24 protein-coding genes and 1 riboswitch are annotated in these 24,906 nt (G+C 56.8%); of the genes, 14 read left to right on the forward strand and 10 right to left on the reverse strand.

Annotation, left to right across the window (positions count from 1 at the left end; genetic code table 11):
* Nucleotides 1-3 precede the first annotated feature (3 nt).
* Nucleotides 4-223, reverse strand: a riboswitch (cobalamin riboswitch).
* 211 nt (nucleotides 224-434) lie between these two features.
* Both smc and KKW20_RS10105 read left to right on the forward strand, forming a co-directional pair.
* Nucleotides 435-3,890, forward strand: coding sequence for a chromosome segregation protein SMC (smc, locus tag KKW20_RS10100; protein WP_214567758.1), 3,456 nt, complete (start codon nucleotides 435-437; stop codon nucleotides 3,888-3,890).
* 69 nt (nucleotides 3,891-3,959) lie between these two features.
* On the forward strand, nucleotides 3,960-4,433 hold the full coding sequence (locus tag KKW20_RS10105; protein ID WP_246534548.1) for a YbjN domain-containing protein: 474 nt from the start codon (nucleotides 3,960-3,962) through the stop codon (nucleotides 4,431-4,433).
* 102 nt (nucleotides 4,434-4,535) lie between these two features.
* Here the strand turns inward: KKW20_RS10105 and KKW20_RS10110 are convergent, their stop codons facing one another.
* Genes KKW20_RS10110 through KKW20_RS10130 form a run of 5 tightly spaced genes read right to left on the reverse strand, consistent with a single transcriptional unit; the run spans nucleotide 4,536 to nucleotide 8,522 of the window.
* Nucleotides 4,536-5,096: an MOSC domain-containing protein gene (locus tag KKW20_RS10110; RefSeq protein ID WP_214567759.1), complete on the reverse strand. Its 561-nt coding sequence runs from the start codon at nucleotides 5,094-5,096 to the stop codon at nucleotides 4,536-4,538.
* On the reverse strand, nucleotides 5,093-6,268 hold the full coding sequence (locus KKW20_RS10115) for a lytic murein transglycosylase (RefSeq protein ID WP_214567760.1): 1,176 nt from the start codon (nucleotides 6,266-6,268) through the stop codon (nucleotides 5,093-5,095). The genes KKW20_RS10110 and KKW20_RS10115 overlap by 4 nt, the downstream gene beginning before the upstream one ends.
* Before the next feature lie 45 nt (nucleotides 6,269-6,313).
* The gene (gene cbiB / locus KKW20_RS10120) at nucleotides 6,314-7,219 is read right to left on the reverse strand and encodes an adenosylcobinamide-phosphate synthase CbiB (RefSeq protein ID WP_343207575.1); all 906 of its coding nucleotides are present in this window, start codon (nucleotides 7,217-7,219) and stop codon (nucleotides 6,314-6,316) included.
* Nucleotides 7,216-8,148 carry a threonine-phosphate decarboxylase gene (locus KKW20_RS10125; RefSeq protein ID WP_214567762.1) on the reverse strand — a complete coding sequence of 311 codons (933 nt, stop codon included), beginning with the start codon at nucleotides 8,146-8,148 and terminating at the stop codon, nucleotides 7,216-7,218. Before KKW20_RS10125 ends, cbiB begins: the two co-directional genes overlap by 4 nt.
* Before the next feature lie 2 nt (nucleotides 8,149-8,150).
* Nucleotides 8,151-8,522 (reverse strand): DUF1636 family protein, encoded by a 372-nt coding sequence (locus tag KKW20_RS10130; protein ID WP_214567763.1) that lies wholly within the window; start codon nucleotides 8,520-8,522, stop codon nucleotides 8,151-8,153.
* 172 nt (nucleotides 8,523-8,694) lie between these two features.
* Here KKW20_RS10130 and KKW20_RS10135 point away from each other — a divergent pair, with 172 nt between their 5' ends.
* Genes KKW20_RS10135 through KKW20_RS10155 form a run of 5 tightly spaced genes read left to right on the forward strand, consistent with a single transcriptional unit; the run spans nucleotide 8,695 to nucleotide 12,425 of the window.
* Nucleotides 8,695-9,072 (forward strand): response regulator, encoded by a 378-nt coding sequence (locus KKW20_RS10135; RefSeq protein WP_214567764.1) that lies wholly within the window; start codon nucleotides 8,695-8,697, stop codon nucleotides 9,070-9,072.
* A 50-nt stretch (nucleotides 9,073-9,122) separates the two neighbouring features.
* Nucleotides 9,123-9,755 (forward strand): HAD family hydrolase, encoded by a 633-nt coding sequence (locus KKW20_RS10140; protein ID WP_214567765.1) that lies wholly within the window; start codon nucleotides 9,123-9,125, stop codon nucleotides 9,753-9,755.
* Between the two features lie 2 nt (nucleotides 9,756-9,757).
* Nucleotides 9,758-10,678, forward strand: coding sequence for an ornithine cyclodeaminase family protein (locus KKW20_RS10145; protein ID WP_425514269.1), 921 nt, complete (start codon nucleotides 9,758-9,760; stop codon nucleotides 10,676-10,678).
* Nucleotides 10,679-10,683: 5 nt separating this feature from the next.
* Entirely contained in the window at nucleotides 10,684-11,493 is an 810-nt protein-coding gene (locus KKW20_RS10150; protein ID WP_214567767.1) for a phytanoyl-CoA dioxygenase family protein, read from the forward strand.
* Nucleotides 11,493-12,425 (forward strand): alpha/beta fold hydrolase, encoded by a 933-nt coding sequence (locus tag KKW20_RS10155; protein ID WP_214567768.1) that lies wholly within the window; start codon nucleotides 11,493-11,495, stop codon nucleotides 12,423-12,425. The genes KKW20_RS10150 and KKW20_RS10155 overlap by 1 nt, the downstream gene beginning before the upstream one ends.
* An 86-nt stretch (nucleotides 12,426-12,511) precedes the next feature.
* On the opposite strand, the gene rpsU is transcribed toward KKW20_RS10155, so the two are convergent.
* Nucleotides 12,512-12,718, reverse strand: a complete 207-nt coding sequence (gene rpsU / locus KKW20_RS10160; protein ID WP_214567769.1) for a 30S ribosomal protein S21 — start codon at nucleotides 12,716-12,718, stop codon at nucleotides 12,512-12,514.
* Nucleotides 12,719-12,891: 173 nt separating this feature from the next.
* On the opposite strand from rpsU, the gene KKW20_RS10165 reads away from it, so the two are divergent.
* Genes KKW20_RS10165 through KKW20_RS10175 form a run of 3 tightly spaced genes read left to right on the forward strand, consistent with a single transcriptional unit; the run spans nucleotide 12,892 to nucleotide 15,412 of the window.
* Complete coding sequence (locus tag KKW20_RS10165) at nucleotides 12,892-13,620, forward strand: COQ9 family protein (protein ID WP_214567770.1); 729 nt, start codon at nucleotides 12,892-12,894, stop codon at nucleotides 13,618-13,620.
* Nucleotides 13,617-14,597, forward strand: coding sequence for an NAD(P)H-quinone oxidoreductase (locus KKW20_RS10170; protein ID WP_214567771.1), 981 nt, complete (start codon nucleotides 13,617-13,619; stop codon nucleotides 14,595-14,597). Before KKW20_RS10165 ends, KKW20_RS10170 begins: the two co-directional genes overlap by 4 nt.
* 11 nt (nucleotides 14,598-14,608) lie before the next feature.
* Entirely contained in the window at nucleotides 14,609-15,412 is an 804-nt protein-coding gene (locus KKW20_RS10175) for a hypothetical protein (protein WP_214567772.1), read from the forward strand.
* A gap of 24 nt (nucleotides 15,413-15,436) precedes the next feature.
* Here KKW20_RS10175 and KKW20_RS10180 read toward each other — a convergent pair whose 3' ends face one another.
* The gene (locus KKW20_RS10180) at nucleotides 15,437-16,078 is read right to left on the reverse strand and encodes a ribonuclease T2 family protein (protein WP_214567773.1); all 642 of its coding nucleotides are present in this window, start codon (nucleotides 16,076-16,078) and stop codon (nucleotides 15,437-15,439) included.
* A gap of 153 nt (nucleotides 16,079-16,231) precedes the next feature.
* On the opposite strand from KKW20_RS10180, the gene KKW20_RS10185 reads away from it, so the two are divergent.
* Together KKW20_RS10185 and KKW20_RS10190 are read left to right on the forward strand one after the other, a co-directional pair.
* Nucleotides 16,232-16,975: a DUF1013 domain-containing protein gene (locus KKW20_RS10185; RefSeq protein WP_214567774.1), complete on the forward strand. Its 744-nt coding sequence runs from the start codon at nucleotides 16,232-16,234 to the stop codon at nucleotides 16,973-16,975.
* A gap of 211 nt (nucleotides 16,976-17,186) precedes the next feature.
* Nucleotides 17,187-19,595, forward strand: coding sequence for an ATP-binding protein (locus KKW20_RS10190; RefSeq protein WP_246534549.1), 2,409 nt, complete (start codon nucleotides 17,187-17,189; stop codon nucleotides 19,593-19,595).
* Here the strand turns inward: KKW20_RS10190 and yaaA are convergent.
* From yaaA to KKW20_RS10205, 3 genes are all read right to left on the reverse strand, one after another.
* Nucleotides 19,592-20,356: a peroxide stress protein YaaA gene (gene yaaA, locus KKW20_RS10195; RefSeq protein WP_214567775.1), complete on the reverse strand. Its 765-nt coding sequence runs from the start codon at nucleotides 20,354-20,356 to the stop codon at nucleotides 19,592-19,594. The two genes, KKW20_RS10190 and yaaA, sit on opposite strands and share 4 nt — an antisense overlap.
* On the reverse strand, nucleotides 20,356-22,398 hold the full coding sequence (recQ, locus tag KKW20_RS10200; RefSeq protein WP_214567776.1) for a DNA helicase RecQ: 2,043 nt from the start codon (nucleotides 22,396-22,398) through the stop codon (nucleotides 20,356-20,358). Before recQ ends, yaaA begins: the two co-directional genes overlap by 1 nt.
* Before the next feature lie 72 nt (nucleotides 22,399-22,470).
* Nucleotides 22,471-22,758, reverse strand: a complete 288-nt coding sequence (locus KKW20_RS10205) for a YggT family protein (protein ID WP_214567777.1) — start codon at nucleotides 22,756-22,758, stop codon at nucleotides 22,471-22,473.
* Nucleotides 22,759-22,885: 127 nt separating this feature from the next.
* Here KKW20_RS10205 and KKW20_RS10210 point away from each other — a divergent pair, with 127 nt between their 5' ends.
* On the forward strand, nucleotides 22,886-23,482 hold the full coding sequence (locus KKW20_RS10210; RefSeq protein ID WP_214567778.1) for an acyl-CoA thioesterase: 597 nt from the start codon (nucleotides 22,886-22,888) through the stop codon (nucleotides 23,480-23,482).
* A gap of 92 nt (nucleotides 23,483-23,574) precedes the next feature.
* The gene (locus KKW20_RS10215; protein ID WP_214567779.1) at nucleotides 23,575-24,903 is read left to right on the forward strand and encodes an MFS transporter; all 1,329 of its coding nucleotides are present in this window, start codon (nucleotides 23,575-23,577) and stop codon (nucleotides 24,901-24,903) included.
* Nucleotides 24,904-24,906 lie beyond the last annotated feature (3 nt).

The following is a 24,906-nucleotide window of genomic DNA, read 5'->3' on the forward strand; positions in this document are numbered from 1 at the left end:
GGTGGGTTTAAGGTGACAATGGCAGGTCTCCTGGCTCGCGGATCAACGTACCTCGTCACCTTCCCAACCTCATGGCCAGTGGTATATCGACGGGGCACTCACCGCTTACAGTCGCGGGGGCGGCTACAGAGTTGGGCCCCGAATTGGGTCTCCCGCACTGCATTCCCTATTCTCCCCAGACGCTTTGCGCCTTGCACGGGGAACCATATAACCCTCTTTTGCCGCGCCAGGGCCGGTTTCGTCAAGAAAGAAAGCGACAAACAAGGGCACCTCAGCGTCATATTATTTTCACCAAGATCATGAAAAATCCAATATCTTGTGGATAACCCGCCCAAGTTATCCACATTTCGGGGCGACAGGTTGGCAATGTGTTGACACATCCCCTTCGCATCCAAAAACTCAACCCAACAAGAATCAGTAATGAGGCAGACCGCTTGCGGTTTTCAAAACTCCGTTTGAATGGCTTTAAAAGCTTTGTGGACCCGACCGATCTGGTGATCGCGGACGGGTTAACAGGCGTGGTTGGCCCAAACGGTTGCGGAAAATCCAACCTGCTTGAGGCGCTGAGATGGGTGATGGGGGAAAACCGCCCCACCGCAATGCGTGGCGGCGGGATGGAGGATGTGATTTTCGCAGGGGCCTCAACCCGCCCCGCTCGTAATTTTGCCGAAGTGGCGCTGACGCTGGACAACACCGAACGGCTGGCACCCTCGGGCTTTAACGACAGCGACAACCTCGATATCACCCGGCGCATCACCCGCGATGCAGGGTCCGCCTATAAGGTCAACACCAAGGATGTGCGCGCGCGGGACGTGCAGATGCTGTTTGCCGATGCCTCCACCGGGGCACATTCCCCGGCCCTTGTGCGACAGGGGCAGATTTCCGAACTGATCAACGCCAAACCCAAAGCACGCCGCCGCATTTTGGAAGAGGCGGCTGGCATTTCAGGCCTTTATCAACGGCGTCACGAAGCGGAACTTAAGCTTAAAGGGACAGAAACCAATCTGGCCCGCGTTGACGATGTGATCGAACAACTCGCGACCCAGTTGGGGCAACTCGCCCGGCAAGCCCGACAAGCCCAGAGATATCGCACCATCGGGGACGACCTGCGCCGCGCCGAGGGGCTGTTGCTCTATCGTCGCTGGAAAGAAGCCGACATCGCGCGGGCGGACGCAGAAAATGAACTGACCACCCGCACAAAACACGCGGGCCAAGCCGAACTCCTTGCCCGCAAAGCCACCAAAGACCGCGAGGAAGCCGAGGCAAAACTGCCCGCCCTGCGCGAGGAAGAGGCCGTGGCCGCCGCAATTCATCAGCGCCTGACCGTGGCCCGCGACCAGCTGTCGGATCAGGTCGCCGCCGCCCTGCAACGCATCCAAGTGCTTGCCGGACGCATCGAGCAATTGACCAAAGACATCGACCGCGAAGCTGGCCTGAACCGTGACGCGGGCGAAACAATCGAACGGCTGGAATGGGAACAAGCCCAGATCGCAAAGGCGTCTGACGGCCATGAGGACACGTTGAACGAGGCCAATGATCAGGCCCGCGAAAGTGCCGCAATCTTGCAGGAACGCGAAGGGGATCTGGCGCAACTGACCGAAGACGTCGCCCGCCTCGCCGCCCGCCACCAATCCGCGCATCGTCTGTTGGAAGACAACCAAAAAACACTTGAGAAAAGCGAAGCGGAAGCCGCCCGCGCGCGCGACGCCGTGGAAGACGCCCAAGCGGCCCTCACCCGGTCCTCGGAAGAATTTGAACTGGCCGAAGCCGCCGCAGAGGCCGCCGGGGAAGCGGCCGAAGAAGCGGACGAAGCCCTTGCCGCCGCAGATGAAGCCCGGACAGAAGCCCAGTCGCGCGAAGCCGACGCCCGCGCGGCGCGATCAGCCTCTGATGGGGAAATGAATGCCCTGCATGCTGAGGCCACGGCGCTGGCCCGACTGGTTGAACGCGACGCCGCTGAAGGCGCGCAAGTGCTTGATCAGCTGCGCGTTCAATCCGGGTATGAAAAGGCCCTTGGCGCGGCGCTGGCGGATGATCTGCGCGCGCCAGAGGTCGGGGCCGATGCGCCCTCTGGCTGGTCCGAACTGCCCGCCTATGCCCAACCGCAGGTCTTGCCCGAGGGCGTGACATCCCTTGCCAATTACGTGACCGTACCGCCCGTTTTGGCGCGCCGTATTGGTCAGGTTGGCCTGTGTGAACCAGAAGAGGCAAACCGCCTGATGGCCGACCTTAAACCCGGTCAACGTCTGGTGTCGCTTGAGGGGGATCTGTGGCGTTGGGACGGGTTCAAAGCGGGCGCAGAGGATCAGCCATCGACCGCGGCTTTGCGTCTGGAACAGCTCAACCGTTTACAAAGGTTAAAGCAGGATCTCGAAGAAGCGTCCGCCCGCGCAGAAGGCGCGCGTGCCGCACATGAGACCCTGAAAACCATGCTCGCAGATGCCGCCGAGGCCGACAAACGCGCGCGTGACGCCCGCCGTGACGCCGACCGCGCCATGTCGGATGCGGGCCGTGCCCTGTCTCGCGCCGAGGCTGATCGCAACCTTGCGGAAGGCAAGCTTGAAAACATGGGCCTTGCTGTGCGCCGCCACGAAGAGGATGCGTTGGGCGCACGAACACGCCTGAAAGAGGCGCAAGCCGCCGTAGATGAATTAGGGGATCTTGATGCCGCGCGCGCCGGTGTGGAAGAGGTCAAAATGGCCGTAGAAGCCGCACGCATGACCATGATGGCCAAACGATCGGGCCATGACGAATTGCGTCGCGAAGGCGAAGCGCGCCTGAAACGCAGCCAGGAAATCACCAAGGAAATCTCTGGCTGGCGGCATCGTTTGGACACTGCTGAAAGGCGCATTTCTGAGTTGGAAGAGCGTAAAGACTTGACCGGCGAAGAGTTGGAAGAAGCGCAGGCCGCACCAGAGGATCTGGCCGTTGAGCGTGAGGAATTGACCGAACAAATCTCGGACGCTGAGGACCGGCGCAAGGGGGCCGCGGACGCCTTGGCGCTGGCCGAAACCGAAGAGCGCACCGCCGCCAATACCGAACGTGACGCGGAGCGTCTGGCCGGTGAAGCGCGGGAGCATCGCGCCGCTGCCGAGGCCCGCACCCAAGCGGCCCGAGACACCGTCACACACGCCGCCGCGCGCATCGAAGAGGACATGGAAACCACACCTCAGGCGCTGTTGGAAACGCTGAATGCTGACCCCGAAAAAATGCCATCGGCGGAGCAGATCGAACATGATGTGAACCGGTTGAAACGCCAACGCGATGCGTTGGGGGCCGTGAATTTGCGCGCCGAAGAAGATGCGAAAGAGGTGCAAACCGAACACGACACGCTTCGCCAAGAAAAGCTGGATCTTGAAGAAGCAATCAAGAAGTTGCGCACCGGAATTGCCAGCCTGAACAAGGAAGGACGCGAACGCCTTCTGACTGCGTTCGAGCAAGTGAATGAGAGTTTTGGAAATCTTTTCAAACACTTATTTGGAGGCGGCGAAGCCAAGCTTGTGCTGGTGGAAAGCGACGATCCACTGGATGCCGGGCTTGAAATTATGTGTCAGCCGCCTGGCAAAAAACTTTCAACGCTCAGCCTTTTGTCCGGGGGAGAACAGACCCTCACCGCGATGGCATTGATCTTTGCCGTGTTCTTGGCCAACCCTGCGCCGATCTGCGTTTTGGACGAGGTGGATGCGCCGCTGGATGACGCCAACGTCACACGCTTTTGCGACCTATTGGACGAGATGTGCCGCCGCACCGATACACGCTTTTTGATCATCACCCACCACGCCGTCACCATGAGCCGCATGGACCGGTTGTTCGGGGTCACCATGGTCGAACAAGGTGTCAGTCAATTGGTCAGCGTTGACCTGAAAAAGGCCGAACAGTTGGTGGCATAACGCCAGCATTCATCGTTGCCAGATTGTCCCGTGCGCCTTAGTCTATTTGCAAATTATGGGAGAAAGATCATGCTATTTAAAACAGGGCTGAGCGCGTTGGCCACCATGGCCGCTCTGGCCTCCACCGCCACTGCTGGCAACATCACCGCCGCCAATCCCCAAAGCCTGATGGATTTCTTCACCTCCGAAGGTGCGCCAGCCAAATTGGTTGAAGACAATGTTGGTGATCCAAAAATTGAACTGAAACATTACGACACCAATTTTGCGGTGTATTTCTATGGCTGCGACGATGGAAAATCCTGTGATGCTGTACAGTTTTTCTCAGGCTATGGCACCGAAGGCGAGGTCGCGATCGCAAAAATCAATTCTTGGAATACTGACCGCCGCTTTGGCCGCGCCTATTTGACCGACGAAGGCAACGCGCGCGTGGAGTATGACATTTACACCGGGGCCGATGGTGTTTCGTCCGAAGATTTCTCTGAGATGTTCGAGATTTGGATCGATCTGATGGGGAAATTCGAAGATCACATCGAGTGGGAATAAACCTCCGGACAAAACCCGCCCAAACAAATAAAGCTCCCCGACGATACAAGGTTTCGTCGGGGAGCTTTTCTTGAGGGGCTTTAACGAATGTGAAGCTGTCGTTTACAATTTGGTCAGACGATCTGTGCGTCTCAATACCCCGTCTTGCACCACCCGGCACAGCACACCGCGCAACCGATGCGGCATATTTTCAGGCAGGGTCAACCACGCCTTAGCATCGGGACCATAGCGCGTTTTCCACTTCACACAGCCATCATTCACCGCATCCGACACTTCCAACACCGCGGTCCCCGCCCGCAGGCGCGTGCCCGCAGGAAGGTTCGCGAAAGACGTGTCGATATCGGCAACGATCGGGTCGCCGGGATGCACCATGACCGAGGGGTCAGTCCAAACCGCATCCACCACGCGCGAGGATAGGATCGACACTTGAATACGCGGATCCGGTGATCCGTCCTCAAGCTTTAACCAAGGCGCCGTGGCCCAACGCTCGCCCGGTATTCCCTGTGCGACGGTCAGCGTAATCTCGTCGACAAACTCGCGTTTACCATAGCCCGGCCTTAGACAGAGCGACGTAATCACCGCATGATCTTTGGGCGCCTCCAAAATATGGGGCACGACACGCGCGAGCTCTTTTGCGCTGGCTTTTTCACACGCCGCGCTCATAGTTTTGAAACCAATCCTGCGGTCGGCCAAGCGTCGGCAGGCAGACCCAATCGCACCTGTTCTTTTTGCACGGCCTCGCGGGTTTTGGCCCCCAGAATTCCGTCGATTTTTCCAACATCATGTCCGCGAGCGGCAAGCTTTTTTTGCAACAGTTTCATCTGTTTTCCAGACAATGCAGGGTCTGGTTTGCCCGCTTTGTAAACCGGCGCACCCTCAAGTCGCGTTGCGAAATAGGCCGCGGTCATTACATAGGTAAAGCTTTGATTCCATTCGAAATATACTTTGAAATTTGGGTAGGCAATAAAGGCTGGGCCTTTGCGCCCTTGTGGTAAGATGATCGACGCTGGCAAGTTTTGCGCAAGTTTGCCCCAGCGTGGCTTCACCCCCAACTTCTCCCATTGCGCCGCCTTCATCCGCGTACCCAAACCGGTTTTTGACCAGTCCAAATCACCAGGGACCGAGACCTCTTGCACCCAAGGTTGGTCTGCACGCCACCCCAATTGACGCAACATATTGGCGCCGGACAACAGGGCATCAGCTGGTGATTTTCGCAAGTCAACCGTACCATTCCCGTCGCCATCGACGCCCGCTTCGATGATATCGCCGGGCAGCATTTGCACCATGCCGATCTCACCTGCCCATGCCCCGGTTGAGGTTTTCGGGTTGAAATCCCCGCGCTCAAACAGTTCAAGTGCGGAAAAAACCTGAGGCTGAAACAGCTCCGGTCGGCGACAATCATGGGACAAGGTCATCAAAGAATTCAGCGTGTTGAAATTCCCCTGAAACGCGCCGTAATCAGTTTCAAATGCCCAGAACGCGGTCAGAACACCACGGCTCACACCGTAGTCACGCTCCATCCTGGCAAAGGTTTTTGCGTATTTTGACAGCTTTGATTTGCCCGTATTCATACGGTTTTGACTGATCAGCTGGCGCGAAAACTCGATGAATGACTTTTGAAAAATTCCTTGCCCGCGATCGGCCTTTAGCGTGGCGCCATCCTGCTTTACGCTGGCGAAAAACGCATCGACCGTGCCCTTGGAATGCCCCTTCGAAACAGCTTCCTTTTTCATTGCCTTCACGAAAGATGAAAACGACCCGCCACATTTGACCATCGCGGTCGCAGGGTTGCTCAGGGCAAGGGCAATCGCCGCCGCCGACATAATAACGCGCATGTAATCTTCCTTAACAGTTGTGCGAACAAGCGTAACGATTTCACATCAACAGGCAATGGCGACAAGCATTGCAAAAGCAAAAATCACAAGCCAACCCGTCCACAGCATGTCGACAGCCTGATCAACCTCTTTTGCGCCAATGTCGCGCGCGCCGGCCCCGTTCACCCATGGAAAATCGCGCAGTTTTCCCTCATAGGACCGTGGCCCTGACAGCGCCACATTGAGCGCGACGGCCATCGCTGCTTCGGGCCAACCTGCATTTGGGGATCTATGCAAAGGCGCATCGCGCCGGATCAGCCCCCAAATGTCCCAACGACGCTGAGCGATCATAAAGACTATCGCAGTCAGTCGTGCGGGCCCCCAGTTCAGAACATCATCCAACCGGGCCGCAAACTTACCGAATTCTTCATATTTGTCAGTCCTATACCCAATCATACTGTCCGCAGTATTGGCCAATTTATAGACCATCAACCCGGGAAGACCTGCGATCATGAACCAAAAGATTGGTGCAACAACCCCGTCCGAGAAATTCTCCGCTGCCGATTCAATTGCACCGCGCGAAATGGCCGGCTCGTCCATTTCACAGGTGTCGCGCCCCACAATCATCGAGACCGCTTGACGACCATGCGACAAAGACTTTCGCAATCCATCGGACACCGCTTGTACATGCTGGGCCAGCGATTTTTGCGCGATTAAGACCGCGGCCAAAAGCACTTCGATCAGCCCGCCAAACGGCAAGTGAGGCACCAAGGATCCCAACCACCACACCACAACTGACAGGATTACGACTACCGCCGCCCCCTTCAGGATCCGTTGTTCACCTTTGTTAAACTTTGCATCGGCCCAACCAATCGCTCGCCCCATTATGACCGCAGGGTGAGGGAGCCTTTTCCACGCCCAATCTGGCTCGCCAAACAGTGCGTCAATCAACATTGCCAAGACCAGCGTCACAATGCGGCCTCCAACTGCGACCATCCGCGTGCGGTCGGCAGACCCAGCCGCAGCCAGGACGTTGAATAGGGAAAAATACGGCTCCAGACATGGCCGCGCGCCAGCTTTTCCTGCCATCCGGCTGCGTCGCCCACATCATAAAGGCGAAACAAGGTGGTGCCACCAACCAGCTTTGCGCCGTGATGCTTCATCGTCCCATCCAGTCGAGCAGTTTCAACCGCCAAACGGCGCCGTGTCTTCGATGCCCAGTCAAAATCCTCGAGCGCACGGGCACCAATTTCCAGCGCAGGACCAGAGACCTGCCAAGGCCCAATTGCATCACGCAAGCGCGCAATCAGCGCGGGATCCCCAATAACAAACCCCAATCGAAGCCCGGCCAAACCCCAAAATTTACCAAAGGATTTCAGGATGAGCACACCCGGTTCTGTGGCGCGTTTGATATGAGATTGCATCGGCATCACATCGCAAAAACTCTCATCAATAATAGTTAATGACCGCGACAGATCCGGTGCGTTCCACAAGGCCCCGTCTGGATTATTCGGATGCACCATCACGCGAGCGTTACCCCCTGCCGCAACATCCCACCCCTCAGCCCGAAAACTGGCCGCATGTTCGTTATAAGTCGGCGCAGAAATCTCAACTTTTCCGGCAGGCAACAAACTGGGGATCCGCGCGATCAGGGCCGATGCGCCAGGGGCTGCCAAAATTGCCGCCTCGTCTGGCACGTCCCAAAAAGTGCGCGCTGCGCCCTCGAGCCGGGTAAATGCGCCATGATCCGGCAAGGCGGTCCATGCCTCTGGGTCGCATTCACCCACCGGATATGGATGCGGATTGACGCCGGTCGACAAGTCCAACCAATCGCCGCGTTTGCCACCAAAATGGGCAATTGCCGCATCCAGCCCCCCGCCATGATCTCGCATCTTAGCCATTGTTATTCTTCCGGAATTGGGTGGTGTCGGGTTACAAAATGCCCTTTCACCGCTTGCGGCCATTCACGATAAGGCACGGTGCCGTTGGCACTTTGCGCATGACCTTTTGCATAGGCGACAATGCCTTCAGCCGCTTCAACCACCGGATCAAACATCCCCATTGTGTAAGCCAGTTTTCCATGCGCCTGGACCGTGACATTACAGGAATTGGAGCACCCCATCAGGCAAGAGACCCGGCGCACTTTCAGCTCGCTTCCCGCCGCTGCGGCCTCAACCATTTCGGCCAAAGCCTCGCCATCAGTTTTCCCCCCCGACCGGGCTTCATCCCAATCGTCTCGTTTGCAGGTGTCACAAACGGTGATCCAGCTTGTCATGTCGCACTCCCTCACTTGCTCTCTGCCTTGAAGCGGAAAACCACACGAAAAACAATCCTACTTTGCGACATGATGTCGATTGTCGCCGTCACGGAAACAACCTGACCAACTGTTCACCGGGAAGTGTTAGCGAATCTTACCGAGATATGAGAGAATTGGTTTGGGAGTATACATGCGAGTATTAATTGTTGAGACCAACGCCGATCTCGCAGAGGTTTGGGCGCGCTCATTAGAGCGGCAGGGTGCTGTGGTCACGCGCGCCGACGGGGAAGACCGAGCCATTTCCGCCATTAACCAAGATCCCTTTGACGTCATCGTCATGAATATTAAGCTGGGCACCGGCAATGCGCTGACCGTGTCTGATTATGCCGGATTTCGCCTGCCCAACGCGCGGGTGATTTTCGTCACCAATTCAAGTTTTTTCTCCGATGGCTCTATCTTTCAACACGCCTCAAATGCCCATGCCTGCATCCCCGACCAGACCCCCGCCGAAGACTTGGCAGCCCTGGTGGAATACCACGGCAAACATGCCGCCGAACTGTCTGGCTAATCAGGATTGCCCCCATTCCCAAGACACTCAGGCTGGGTTAGGGTCGCCGCATGATTGATGATTTTCCCCGCCCAGATGCCGTGATTTTTGACATCGGTAACGTGTTGATCCGCTGGCAACCTGAAGAACATTACGACCGATGGATCGGCCAGGACCGCCGCCGCGCCATGTTTGCCGCAGTTGATCTGCATTTCATGAACGAGCTGGTTGATCGGGGTGGTGATTTTCACGATGTTATTTACGCCACAGCCGATAAGCATCCGGAATTCAAAAAGGAAATCCGCTGGTGGCATGATCGTTGGCGCCAATTGGCCGCGCCAGCAATTGATCTGTCGGTTGCCACCTTACGTGCGCTAAAACACCGCGGTGTCCCGGTGTTTGCTCTCTCAAATTTCGGCATTGGATCCTTCGCCCTTTCCGAAGCGGACAATGATTTCCTGCGCGAATTTGACCGTCGTTACATCTCTGGCCATATGGGCGTCACAAAACCGACAGCAGAGATTTATCAACGTGTCGAAGAGGATTGCAAAATCAATCCCAAACGGCTTTTGTTTACCGACGACCGCGCCGACAACATCGACGCGGCCGCCGCCCGTGGATGGCAAACCCATCTGTTTCAAGATCCAAGCATCTGGGCCGATCGACTGATCCGCGCTGGACTGATTGAGGAAAGTGACCTGTGACCATAACCACCCCCCCGGAAATCATCCCCTTCGAGGCCGAAACCTTTCTGACCTGGCGCGGGTTGACTGACGCGTTTCTCGCCGACCACAAACGCCCCAAAGCACAGATTGGCGACACGTTTCTATATCGCGGCGAGGATACAATGCTCACACGATCGGCCTGGATTGACGGGTTGGGAAGTGCTGTGAAGACCGCCAATATCATCCCTGGAAACCCCAGCCGGAATGAACCGATGATTCACGGCGCGGTTAACCTTTATGATGATGTCACCGGTGTTTTGCGGGCCATCGTTAATTTCCATTTGGTCACCAAATGGAAGACAGCGGGCGATTCTGTATTGGGCGCGCGTCTTCTGGCCCGGCCTGACAGCAAAGTAATTTTGATCGTCGGCGCTGGTACTGTGGGGCGAAACTTGCGCGAGGCATATGGTGCGATGTTCCCCGCCGCCCATTTCCTGATCTGGAACCGCTCTCCAAGGGGGGCCGAAGAATTTGCGGCAGAATGTGAGAAAACATCGGTGGTTGCCTCGCTCGAAGAGGGCGTGCGACAAGCCGATATTGTCACCTCTGCCACCATGACCACCGACCCGTTGATTAAGGGTGCGTGGCTGCGACCCGGCCAACATATCGACCTGATCGGCGCCTATCGGCCCGACATGCGCGAGGCTGATGATGAGGTTTTGACCCGCGCACGCCTATTTATGGATAGCCGGGACACTGTGCTGGACCACATCGGTGAATTCAAAGATCCACTGGCCCGTGGCGTGATCACACATGGTGACGTGTTGGGAGACTTATACGATGCCGCAAGCGGTGTGTTTACGCGGTCGCCCGACGATATCACCCTTTATAAAAACGGCGGCGGGGCCCATCTCGACTTGATGACCAGTCAATATATTTTAGCCGCTTGGCAAGGAAGGTAAACATAATGGTAACCATCACGACGCAGCAAATCGAAGACTTTCAACGCGACGGTGTGGTGATGATCCCTGGTGCGCTTACCGACTGGGTCGAGGTGATGCGCGCAGGTGTTGATCGCAACATGGCCAAGCCCGGCGAATACGCGTCTGAAAACGCCGTCACCGAGGGGCGTTTTTTCGACGATTACGTGAACTGGACCCGCATCCCGGAATATGAGCGTGTGGTGCGTGAAAGCCCTGTGGCACAGATCGCTGCACGCCTGATGCAATCCACCACAGCACAGTTTTTCCATGATCATCTGCTGGTCAAGGAACCGGGCACCCCAAAACCCACGCCGTGGCACCAAGACGGCCCTTATTATTTCGTCGAAGGGCAACAGACCGCAAGCTTCTGGATCCCTTTGGATCCGGTGCGTGAAAACAGCCTTCGATTCATCGCAGGCAGTCACAAATGGGAAAAAATGGTGCGTCCGGTCAGCTGGGCCGACGACAGCAATTTTTACGAAGGTAAACAAGATTACATCCCCGTACCCGACCCAGACACCAACCCCGGCGACATGCAGGTGGTCGAATGGGAGATGGAACCGGGCGACGCGGTGGTGTTTGATTACCGCACCGTCCACGGCGCACGAGGCAACGGTTCTGGCGCACGCCGCCGGGCGTTGTCATTGCGCTGGATGGGGGATGATGCACGCTATGTCGAGCGTCCCGGTCGGACCTCGCCCCCGTTTCCCGGCCACAACATGCAATCCGGTCAAAGGTTGCGCGAAGATTGGTTTCCAGTGATCTGGAATGCAGCACAGCAGGCGGAAACATAATGTCTTATCTGGCGCTCTTTCTGATCTGGATGCTGGCCAATCTGGTCATCGCCCCTTGGGTGCTGGAACGCACCCGTAAAGAGATGGACAGTGCCGCCAGACGCGATGCCCCCGGTGGCTTTGCTGAGCTGCCTTCGGGCCTGACCCATTATCAATGGCATGGCGTTGGGCGCGGCCCGGTGGTGGTGATGGTGCATGGGCTGACCTCGCCGTCTTGGGTGTTTCAGGCGCTGATCCCGCATCTCACCCGATTTGGATTTCACATTTTGACCTATGACCTTTATGGGCGTGGCTATTCAGATCGGGTGGCCGGTGCGCAGGACGAGAGCTTTCATGTCGCGCAGCTTGAAGAGTTGCTGGACGCCCTTGATATTGCCGATCAGGAAATCAGCCTCTTTGGGTATTCCATGGGCGGATCCATTGCCACGGCTTATGCCGCGCGTCACCCGGAACAGATTGACCGACTGATGCTGCTTGCGCCCGCCGGGATGCACTATCACCCCGGACCGCTGCTCAATTGGGTGCGGGACAAGGGGCGGCTTGGCGATTGGCTATGGGGGGCGTTGGGCGCGTGGCAACTAAGGCGTACGGCCCTTGCGGAAACTGACGAAGTTGCCATCCACGACCTGCCGGAACGCATGGTGGCGGAAACGCAAAACCGTGGCTATTTGCGGGCGATTCTGTCGTCTGAACGCCACATGCTGAGCCAAAGCCAAGAGGCCAACCACCGCGCGATCGCCAAAACCCCAATCGCAGTGATTTCCGTTTGGGGAGAAGAGGATAGCGTGATTCCCCTGTCGTCCATCGGCAAGCTGACGGAATGGAACAGGCGGGCATATAAGTATCAGATTGCAGGTGCGGGACATGGGATCGGCTATTCCCATCCCGACGCCGTTGCGATGGCTTTGCAGGAACATCTGCGCGAGGTGTGACCAAAAAACAAACCCCCGAAGCGGCTGCTGCGGGGGTCGTTTTGACGAGCGGTTGACAACCCTCTCGCCGGTGCTTCTGGGATGACTTACATCATTCCTTCGCGCTGAAGCTTCTTGCGAGCCAGCTTACGCTGACGGCGGATAGCTTCCGCTTTTTCACGAGCTTTCTTCTCGGAGGGCTTCTCGAAATGTTGCTTGAGCTTCATTTCACGGAAGACACCTTCACGCTGAAGTTTTTTCTTCAGCGCACGAAGCGCTTGGTCTACGTTGTTATCGCGTACCGAAACCTGCATGTGGTTGTCACCACCTTTCTAAGTTGAAGTTTGCAAAATTGCAGGAACGGCCCGCTTAGCAGGGAATCCCCACAATGTCTAGGTGTCGCGAGTGTCGCAACACGGCACCCCGCCCTATCATCCCATGTTCAAACAGATATATAATGATGCGAACCTACAAAGAGGGCGCCCCAATGACCGATGCATCGACCGCCACACAATCTGTCACCAAAGATGATTTCCTGAACGCCGCCGTAAACCATGTGCCCTTTGACGGCTGGTCCTGCGCGACAATGGACGCGACACAGGCGGAAATGGGCATGACCCCCGCCGAGGTGCAGGCGCTGTTTCCCCGTGGGGCGTTGGATCTGGCGCTCGCCTATCACTTTGCCGGGGACGCACAAATGGTGGCGCGCTTAAACGATGCCGATCTGGCCGCCATGCGCTTTCGTGATCGGATCGCGGCGGGTGTGCGGTTCCGGCTTGAGGTGGCCGACAAAGAACTGGTGCGCAAGGGCATGGCATTTTTCGCAATGCCGCAAAACGCCACCGATGGCACCGCCGCATTATGGGGCACTTGTGATGCGATCTGGACCACGCTTGGCGACACGTCGCGCGACATTAATTGGTACACAAAACGTGCCACACTTTCGGCGGTCTATTCCTCTACCGTGCTCTATTGGCTCGGCGATGACAGCGAGGGATGTGCGGCCACTTGGGCCTTTCTTGACCGACGCATCGACAATGTGATGCAGTTTGAAAAGGTCAAAGGACAGGCGCGGGAAAATAAGCTGTTTCAAGCCTTTATGGCCGGTCCCGGCAAAATATTTGACAGCGTGAAGGCCCCAGGATCGCGCGAGACGAACCCCAATTATCCGGGCCGCTGGGCCCCGAATTCCACGCAAGATGGAGACACGAAATGAGCAGTGTGATGCGCGCAGTTGAGATCTCAACCCCCGGCGGGCCAGAGGTGCTGAAACTGATCCAAGCCCCAATCCCTACGCCTGCGTATGGTGAGATCCTGATCAAGACCGCCTACGCCGGGGTGAACCGCCCCGATGCGCTGCAACGCGCGGGCGCTTATGCCCCGCCGCCCAGCGCCAGCCCCCTGCCCGGGCTTGAGGCGTCGGGCGAAGTGGCCGCCGTGGGAGAGGGTGTGACCCAATGGAAAAAGGGCGATCAGGTCTGTGCGCTTCTGCCCGGTGGGGGATATGCGGAATATGTAACCACGCCTGCCGCCCATGCGTTGCGGGTGCCAAAGGGGATGGATATGCGCCAAGCGGCCTGCCTTCCCGAAGCATACTATACCGTATGGTCCAACGTATTCATGCGCGGCGGGCTGACGGCGGGCGAGCGGTTTTTGGTGCATGGGGGCAGCTCTGGCATCGGCACCACGGCGATCCAGCTCGCCACCCACTTTGGCGCGCGTGTGTTCACCACCGCAGGCAGTGATGAGAAATGCGCGGTCTGTACCGATCTGGGGGCCGAACGCGCGATCAACTATAAAGACGAGGATTTTGTTGAGGTCATGAAAGCCGAAGGCGGGGCCAATCTGGTGCTTGATATGGTCGGCGGAAGCTATATCGCCCGCAATATCCGCGCCATGGCCAATGACGCCCGCATGGTCCACATCGCATTTCTGACCGGCCCCAAGGCCGAGATCAACTTTGCGCAAATCATGGCCAAACGCCTGACCGTCACCGGATCCACCCTGCGCCCGCAATCCGACCTTGCCAAGGCGAAGATCGCTGAGGAGTTGGCGGAAAAAGTCTGGCCGCTTTTGAACGCTGGCACCGTGAAACCCGTACTAGATCAGGTCTTTGCCCTTGAGGATGCCGCCGCCGCCCATGCACGCATGGAGAGCAGCACGCATATTGGGAAGATTTGTTTGGAGGTTTGAGACTGAAGCTCGTGAATTTTTTGAAACATTTTTGGTTAAAGCGAGCTTTGCGAAGAGTTGCTCGGAAACCTGCACCAAACAGAATTCCACTGTCTGGAGAGCGAGCTCTGGAAAATGACTTCTACCACGCCGATTTACGTATTCTCGACGGCTCTTACAGTGACATCTTGGTACAAACAGTCTCTCCAAGGGGCTTTGCTGGAATTGCTTGGAACGAGGAAGAGGATGGATATTCTATCGGAACTTCAGTTTGCTATCAGTTCTTAGGCAGCTACCAGATTCGGATTTCAAAGTACTATCGAGGCCACGAATTTACCTTCAGAAATCCCATGTCTTTTATCCTTCAAGAGTTCTTCAAACTACCGCTTGTGGAGATTTTTGCGGACAGAACATTTCAAGGGCTTTTCAACTTCCGCACGCCCACGCGACAAAGCCGCATTAAAATACTCAAAAAGCTTATTTCTCAGCGGGAACAAAACGCCGCAGAACGCCGAATTCTGCTTGGACGCGACGACCTAACAATACATATGTTCGATATTATGGGATTACTCTATGGTTCGCGCATTCGTCGCCATCCACGTTATTTCTCTATGCTTGATCACCTTCACCTACAAATCGAAGCTATGGTTGAAAACGGTGAGGTTTCTTATAACGATCAATATGTACATGTTACAGGTCAGGCCCTCCTAGCCATTGCCCAATACGAGGAAGACAATCGCCGTCATCGGTCAGAGGTATTTCGAAATTGGGTGATGCTCGCTTTAACTCTTGTGATTGCTGTCGCGGCATGGGTTGCCATTTACATCAAACCATAGAGGCAAGGTTCTAGGCCGATCCCCCTACCTTACCGGATCAAACAGCGCCCTTGGATGGCTGCAATCGCGGCTCACGTCGCGGCCACATTTGCGCGGCTCAAGGTCGCGGGTCAGGCACAGGCGGGCCTCTTGGATGCGGTCGGATTTACAGGTGATGGTCAGCATATTGGCTTGCCATGTCGGGTTCGATTGCAGGAAGGCCTCTTCAATGACTTTTGCGGGCAGGCGCACGGATTTCTCTAGTTTGCGCAGGACCGGGGGGCGCACCACGGCACCGTAGGCTTTGCGCACCGTGTCAAAGTAATCCTGCGGTTCTAACCCCGCACAGGATCCGTGCTTTTTCCACTGATACCACGCGGCCCCGCCGGCGCCAAAAATATCTGCCTGTGCATCGGTTAACCCACGGGACGGATTGCGAAAATTGTGACGGCAATAGCTGGGCCAACCGGACTCATTCTGTGGCCAAAGCCCATGCACAACCCAGCCGAGATCACGCGCAGGGTCACATTGTTCTGACCCGCGCGCATCGCCTTCAACCGCGCACCAATTGGGCGACCACGACAGGGCCAGGACGTAATAGTCAAAATCCCCCGTAGCCTCGCCATCCGCCCATGCGCCGACAGTTGAAATCACCCAGATAAGTGCCGCCCGGATCACATTTTGCATTTGCTCTTTCCTCTTTTCACAATCTCCCTTATAAGCCACGAAAGTTCCCCCACAACGGAAACCGGTCTGGAAAGTTCCCCGTAACCCCAGACAGCCCAGCCAGGGCGCGGGAAAGTTGTATCCGGGACCCAGAGTTTTAACAGGAGTGTTCCGATGTCGAACAAACCGATTATGGCCAAAGCAACCGCCGTTTGGCTGGTGGACAACACAACGCTGAGCTTTAAGCAGGTCGCAGATTTCTGTGGGCTGCACGAGCTGGAAGTACAGGGCATTGCCGATGGCGATGTGGCCGCTGGCGTGAAAGGGTTTGACCCGGTTGCCAACAACCAGCTGACCCAGGAAGAGCTGGACAAGGCGCAGGAAAACCCGCTGCACAAGCTGAAGCTGAAGTTTTACGCCGCCGCTGTGGGCGAAGAAAAACGCCGTGGGCCACGCTATACCCCGTTGTCGAAACGTCAGGATCGTCCGAATTCGATCCTGTGGCTGGTGAAATTCCACCCCGAACTGGCAGATGCGCAAATCGCCAAGCTGGTCGGCACCACCAAGCCAACCATTCAGTCGATCCGCGAACGCACCCATTGGAACATTTCCAACATGGAACCAATTGATCCGGTGGCCTTGGGTCTGTGTAAACAGTCCGAGCTGGATCTGGCCGTGCAAAAAGCCGCCGCCAAGCAAGAAAGCGTAATGTCGGATGACGAGCGCCGCAAGCTGGTGTCGACCGAGCAAAGCCTTGCCATGGACGCCGAACCCAAAATGCCAAGCGCAATTGAGGGGCTTGAAACCTTCTCTTTGTCGCCTGAGCCGAAGGAAGAAAAAGAAGAAGATGTGCGCGACGCAGACAGCTTTTTCAACCTGCCGTCCGGCGACGATGACGACGCCGAAGACGACAAGTAATCTTTCGCGCCTTTTACAGGTTAGAATTGGAAAGCCCCGGCCATGTGTCGGGGTTTTTCTTTTGGAACAAATGGTTGCGGGGGCTGCCGTGCGCCTTTCGCATTGGATGATGTGCCGCCGCTTTTCCGGCTTTCAAAATCCCGCTCATTTTTAGAACGATTTTCTGCATCTTGTTAAACTCCTGTTCATCCTCGTCGGGGCAATGTTGCCCATGACCGGAACGCAGAATGCGGAGTATCAGATGAAAATCGACGACATCCTTGCACAGGAACGGCGCGCCAGAATGGCCGCCGAACGCTTGTTGGCTCAGAAACAAGCTGAGCTTTCCAACGCAAACAAGATGCTCTCGCTGCATGCGCGGTCCCTGTCGGAAGAAATTGTGGAAACCCGCGAAGAGATGCAGGAAACCTTGACGGAAAATACATCCGTAAAGGCCGATTTGGAACGCGCCACCCAAGAGGTGGTCATCGCCAAACGACGCCTGTGGGACAGTCTGGAAACCATCGAAGATGGGTTTGCGGTGTTTGACCAAAGCGAACGGATGATTGCCGCCAATTCTGCCTATCTGAAACCCTTTGACGGGCTGGAATGCGTCGGGCCCGGTATTCCCTATATCGACATTCTGCAAATCGCGCTGGACGAAGGCATTGTGGACATTGACGACATGCGCCCCTTGGCTTGGCGCGACATGATGCTGGCCCGATGGCGCGCGCCCAAAATTGACCCGCACACCATTCGCCTGTGGAATGGCACCTATATCAAACTGGCGGATCGACGGTCGCAAGACGGGGATACCGTTAGCCTTGGTCTCGATATCACCGACACCATAAAATACGAGTCTGAACTGGTGGATGCACGCTCGAAAGCCGAAGCTGCCAGCCGCGCTAAATCCGCTTTCCTCGCCAATATGAGCCATGAAATTCGCACCCCAATGAATGGCGTGGTCGCGATTGCCGAACTGATGGCAGATGGCGATTTGGACGATGAACAGAAGCTTTATGTCGACACGATCAAAAAATCTGGCGAGGCGCTTTTGACGATCATCAACGACGTCTTGGATTATTCTAAAATCGAAGCGTCAAAACTGACCCTACATCCAGAGAGTTTTGATCTCGAACGTAAAATTCACGACGTGGTGACGCTTCTGAAACCTTCTGTTCAGGAAAAGGGGCTGCAACTCTCCGTCGACTTTGACATTTTCATGCCAACCAAGCTCAGGGGCGACCCGGTGCGCATCGGGCAGATCTTAACCAACCTTTTGGGCAATGCGGTCAAATTCACCACCAAAGGCCACGTTCTGGTGCGTGTCTTGGGTTTGCCGGTCGAAGATGGCGCAAAGCAAAAGATCCACATCACGGTTGAGGACAGCGGGATTGGCATTCCCGCCAGTATGCGGGACCATATTTTTGGCGAATTCAATCAGGTCGAAGACGAGCGCAATCGTAAATTTGATGGCACCGGCCTTGGTCTTGCGATCACCCGCCAACTTGTCGATCTGATGGACGGCGAGATTTGGGTGGAAAGCGAAGAGGGCGTCGGCTCTTGCTTTGGCCTGCATATCACGCTGCCCGTCGAAGAAAGTGTAAACATCCCCAAGCTGCCTTTGGGTCTGCGCCACGCCTTGCTGGTCATGCAAGATGGCCTGCATCAAGCGATCTTGGAAAAAAGCCTGCTGGCCTTGGGCCTGACGGTCACCCATCTTCCCGACCCCAGCCATATGCCAGCCACCCCAGAGCCACATCAGGTTGTATTTGTTCAAGAAGACCTGCCCAACAACGCCGCGCAAATGCTTGTGGATCAGTTCCACGCAAACGGCTCTTCTGCAAAGATAATTCTGCTCAACGCGCCCATCACCTCCGGCGCCCGTACCAGCGTTTTGACCGATAAGGTCGACAGCGTTCTAAGCACCCCAATCCTGCGAAAAGAACTCTTTAAAACACTTGAAAGAATAGATGCCCCATTGGCGCAACATCTTCCAGTGGAGGAGAGTAACCTCGCCGCGAAAGACAGCACAGCCGAGGCAGTTGCGGATCTTATTGCCGACCCGACGAGCGATTTGAACGCCGATCACACAGCCGAGATCATCGCCCCGGCTGATATTCCGGCCCCCGTCCCAAACCTCACGCCGACTGAGGAAGGCACCACAGATAATATCTTCGCCGAGGCCCCATCCACGCCCAACACCACAGCGTTCGATAGCGTCCCGAGCGAACAGCGCACGATGCGCGTTTTGGCGGCAGAGGACAACCGGACCAACCAATTGGTCTTTTCCAAACTCGTGAAAGCCCTGGATATCGACCTGAAGTTTGCCAACAATGGCCGCGAGGCGGTAGAGCTGTTTCAATCCTTCGATCCGGACATCATCTTCATGGATATCTCCATGCCCGAGGTGGATGGCAAAGAAGCAACCCAGTGCATTCGCGCCTTGGAGCAAGAGCAAGGTTTACAGCGCACCAAAATTGTGGCCCTCACCGCCCATGCCATGACCGGCGACGCCGAGGAAATCTTGTCACACGGGTTGGACAAACACCTGACCAAGCCGCTGAAAAAGCCCGTGATCCTGTCTGAAATCGCAGACGCCTGCCCCTCTGAGGCCCGCGCGCCCATCCCCGAGGATTAAGCTTCACCGTCGCGCAAAAACACCAGGTTATCCCCTTGGCTCATCTCGGGGTGATGGCGGTAGCCCCCCAAATCGAATGTTTTCAGATCTTCAGGGTCACTCAACCGGCGCTCGATCATAAACCGCGCCATCGCGCCACGGGCCTTTTTGGCAAAAAACGAAACGATCTTTGGCGCGCCGTTTTTCATCTCATAGAAGCTGGGTGTGATCACCCGAAGCCCCAATGCATCGCGATCTGCGGCGGTGAAATACTCAACTGACGCGCAGTTGACCAAAACCTCGGTCCCCGCAGATTTCGCACGATCGTTCAGTGCCTCTGCCACGCGATCGCCCCAAAATTCATAGAGGTTCTTGCCGCGGGCATTTGCCAACCGCGAGCCCATCTCCAAGCGGTACGGGGCGATATGATCCATCGGGCGCAGCAAACCATAAAGGCCGGACAAAATGCACAGATGATCCTGCGCATACCGCATTTCATCCTCGCTGAGGCTGACCGCATCAAGGCCCGCATAGGTGTCGCCCGCAAACATCTCAATCGCGGGTTTCTCGCCCTGACCAGTTCCAAAAGCCTCAAACCGGTCTACATTCAACGCCGCCAGATTGGGCGAAATATGCATGAGCTTTTCCAGCTCGCCCGCGGTCAATGCACCAGCGGTTTTGGCCAACTCCTGAGCCTGCTCGAAAAATACCGGCGTGCTGCCGCCATCGCGGCGCGCCTCTGTTTCATCCAATCTTTTCGCGGGGGATACAGCCACCAACATCACTCGGCCTCCATCAAGATTTCAAAAAAAGTGGGGCCGAAACGGTCGGCCTTTGCTTCGGTCATGCCTGACAATCGCGCAAGATCGCCAATCGACATGGGTTTACGTTCGGCAATTTGGCGCAAGGTGCCCGGCGTCAGGGTCAGGTATTTTCCGGTGCCATCTTCGCCGCGCAAAAGCTCGGTCGCGGCGGCTTGCAATTGATCGTAAAGCCCACCGGACGCGCGCCCCGCAAGCTTGCGACGCACCGGGTGTAAATCAGGTGCATCCCCGGCGATCACCTCAAGAAAGGCTTGGCCATATGTCTCAAGCTTTTTGGCACCAACCCCACCAATTCGCGCCATATCATCCAGCGTCATCGGTCGGCGTTCTGCCATTTCAATCAAGGTCTTATCGGTGAACACAACATAGGCAGGCGCGCGGGCCGCTTCGGCCAAAGCCCGGCGTTTCGCCTTAAGCGCGGACAACAGTGGCGCATCCTCTTCTGACACCATCATCTTGGCGGCCGGACGGCGCGTGGCTTTTAAGGTATCACGCCGCAGCTGCACCTCTGCCTCGCCCCGCAGCACCGGATGCGCCTTGGTCGTGATGCGCAGCGCCCCGTGGCGTTCGGGATCTGGCCGCACCAAATCAAGCCCAAGAATTTGCCGGAAAATCGCCTGCCACATGCGCTTGTCATGGTCACGTCCAACCCCAAAGGTCGGCAGGGCATCATGGCCGCGTTCACGCATTTTTTCGGTTTTATTTCCACGCAGAATGTCGATCAAATGCCCGGAGCCAAAGCATTCATCCGTGCGCAAAATTGCCGACAGCGCCTTCATCACGTCGACAGTCCCGTCAAACAATTCCGGCGGGCGATCGCAAAGATCACAGTTTCCGCAAGGCTCTGATGCCTCGCCGAAATAGGCCAAAAGCTGTTGGCGGCGACAGCCATGTGCCTCGGCCAGACCCAAAAGCGCGTTCAGCCGCCCGTGATCCGCACCGCGCCGTTCGGCTGGTGCCAACCCTTCGTCAATTTGCGTGCGTCGCAGGCGAATGTCATCCGGGCCGAACAAGGTCAGGGTTTCGGCGGGTGCCCCATCGCGTCCAGCGCGGCCAATTTCCTGATAGTAGGATTCAATGGATTTCGGCAGATCCGAATGCGCAACCCAGCGGATGTCCGGCTTGTCGATGCCCATGCCAAAGGCGATTGTGGCCACAACAATCAACCCATCTTCTTGCTGAAACTGACGTTCCACATAGCGGCGATCGTCGGCCATCATCCCGCCGTGGTAATGCACAGCACTATGCCCCGCATCGCGCAACGCTTTGGCCAGGGTTTCGGTACGCGCGCGGGTGGCGGTGTACACAATGCCCGATTGGCCGCGGCGCGCGTCCGCAAAATCAAGAATTTGCGCGCGCGGGCTGTCTTTCACCGCAAAGGCGAGATGAATATTGGGCCGATCAAAACCGCGCAGAAACGACGTCGGGGGCTCGCCTGCAAACAGTTTTTCAACAATCTCTTCGCGGGTTTCTTCATCTGCTGTCGCGGTGAAGGCGGCGAGCGGCACGTTCAGCGCCCGTTTGAGGTCCCCAATGCGCAGATAATCCGGGCGAAAATCATGGCCCCATTGGCTGACACAGTGGGCTTCATCGACCGCAATGAGCGACGTCCCGACCCGTTTCAACAGATTAAACGTCCCGCCCGAGGCCAGCCGTTCAGGCGCCATATACAAAAGCTTAAGCCGCCCCTCGCCCAGCGCATCAAAGACGGCGTTGTTTTCCTCTTCGGTGTTGCCAGAGGTCAGCGCGCCGGCCTCTACCCCCGCCGCTTGTAACGCGCGCACTTGGTCGCGCATCAGGGCAATCAGCGGTGAAATCACCACCGTCACGCCGCCGCGCACCAGCGCAGGCAATTGAAAGCAAAGGGATTTCCCGCCACCTGTGGGCATGATCGCAAGGGTATTTTCCCCCGCAATCACAGCGTCCACAATCTCGGCCTGACCAGGTCGAAAGTCATCAAACCCAAAAACGGATTTCAAAAGGTCCATGTCGCGGGGCATGTTTGGCAGCTGCTCGTTTGTTTCAGCGACACTCTCATGCGGGGCGGCGCGCGACAAGCATTTAACGCGCGGTTAGTAGAAACTTGAGGCGTTATTGATCAGCACAATGCGGATCGCCATCAGCCCCAGCAAAAGCACCAGCGGCGCAAGGTCCAGCCCCCCCATTGGCGGCAGGAACGACCGGATTTTGGCATAGATCGGCCCCAAGAGACGCTCGAGCCCATACCAGATTTGCGCGACCAATTGCTGACGCAGGTTCAGCACCTGAAAGTTGATCAGCCATGACATCACCACATGGGCAATCACGACATACCAAACGATTTGGATAATCATCAGCAGAATCTGGATCAACGACAGCATGGTGGCTCCTTTTCATGGTCTTCATCCCATCTAGGGACAGCGGAGCAAAAGGGCAAGAGTGACGCGCGGTCTTGGTTGACGGCGCGCGCCCCACGCGGCAAGGGGGATTTTTTGACAGGAGCGCGCCATGTATCCCATTATCCGCATGTTCAAAGAGCTGGCCATCAATGCAAGGGCCAAGCCGCTGCCCATCACCGGCGTGCATGTCAGCCATCATATCTGCTGGCCGTGGGATTTGGATTTGTGGCGCGAGCTGAACAATGGGCGCACGCTGACGCTTTATGATCTGGGTCGGATCCCGCTGGCTGGGCGCACGGGATTGACCAAAGTGCTGTTGAAAAACCGTTGGGGGCTGACGATGGCCGGTGCTTCGGTACGCTATCGCAAACGCATCCGCATGATGGCAAAGTTCGAAACGCGGTCGCGCCTTGTTGGGTGGGACGATCGCTTTTTCTATGTGGAGCAAAGCATGTGGTTGGGGGGCGAATGCGCCAATCAGATCGTTTACCGATCCGCCGTGACCGGGCGGCGTGGCATTGTGCCTTCGGCCGATGTGATTGCGGCGATGGGCGTTACGGGTGCCGCACCAGACCTGCCCCGTTGGGTGCAGGCGTGGATTGACGCCGACGCCGAACGCCCCTGGCCACCAGAAATGCCCGTAGAAACCCCCGCCCAGCCCCCCGCCCAGCCCCCTGTGAACGAGGCGAAAACCGACGCCGCATAACATCCCATAGGCGCCGCACGGCACTTGCAGCCTTGCCCCCGCCCCACAAACCCTGTTTGATCGGTCCAAACAGGCGCGAATAGGGGCAGCAGATGGCAGAGATTTCCGCACGCAAGCGTATTTGGGGATGGTTTTGGTTTGATTGGGCCAGCCAGCCCTATAACACGCTGATCCTGACATTTGTGTTTGGCCCCTACATCAAGTCACTGATCGGGGATGGGGCAGAAGCACAGGCAACATGGGGGTTTACCGTTGGGGCTGCTGGGTTGTGCATCGCTTTGCTCGCCCCGATTTTGGGTGCCATCGCTGACACCTCTGGCAATCGCCTGCACTGGATCTGGGCCTTTTCGGTCATGTATGTGGTGGGCAGTGCCGGTGTCTGGATGGCCGCCCCCGGCATGGACAATCTGACCTTTGCGCTTGTGATGTTTGCCATCGGTCTGGTTGGCATGGAATTTGCCACAATCTTCACCAACTCGATGTTACCTGATCTTGGCACCCGCGAAGAGATCGGCCGCATTTCCGGCAATGGCTGGGCCTTTGGCTATATCGGCGGGCTGCTCGCGTTGATCATCATGCTGACGCTATTTGCCGAAAGCCCGCAGGGCAAAACCCTGATCGGGATCGACCCCATTTTAGGGCTGGATCCAGCCACGCGCGAAGGCACCCGTTTTGTCGGCCCGCTAACGGCCCTGTGGTACATGGTGTTTATGGTGCCGTTTTTCCTGTGGGTTCGTGACCCGAAACACAGCAAACCCAGCCCACGGATGATCAAAAACGCGATGACCGAACTGGGGCGTACCCTTCGAAAATTGCCGCAATCCGCTAGCCTGTTTGCGTATCTCGGCAGCTCAATGTTCTATCGGGACGCGCTGAACGGGATGTATACGTTTGGCGGGATTTACGCCGCTGGTGTCTTGAATTGGAGCGTGGTCAATGTTGGGATCTTTGGGATTGTCGCCATTATCACGGGTGCGATTTTTGCCTGGCTCGGCGGCAAGGCCGATCACCGTGTCGGCCCAAAACCCGTCATCACCGTTTCGATCTGTGTGCTGACGCTTGTGGCGATCAGTGTGGTTTTTGTCTCACGCGAAAGCGTATTTGGCGTGGCCGTTGGCCCGGGCAGCAGCCTGCCGGACATCGCCTTTTACTTCGTTGGTGCGGTGATTGGCGCCGCCGGGGGCGCATTGCAATCTGCCAGCCGAACCATGATGGTACGCCAAGCCAACCCCGAACGGATGACCGAAGCGTTTGGCCTTTATGCGCTGGCAGGCAAGGCCACCAGCTTTATCGCGCCCTTCTCGATTGGCGTGGTGACGGCACTGACCGGCAGCCAGCAACTCGGCGTAACACCGCTGATTGGGCTGTTTGCCGTAGGACTTATCCTGCTTGTCTGGGTTAAACCTGATGGGGAACATTAAGAA

It is taken from the genome of Aliiroseovarius lamellibrachiae (assembly GCF_018599245.1).
Lineage (GTDB): Bacteria > Pseudomonadota > Alphaproteobacteria > Rhodobacterales > Rhodobacteraceae > Aliiroseovarius > Aliiroseovarius lamellibrachiae.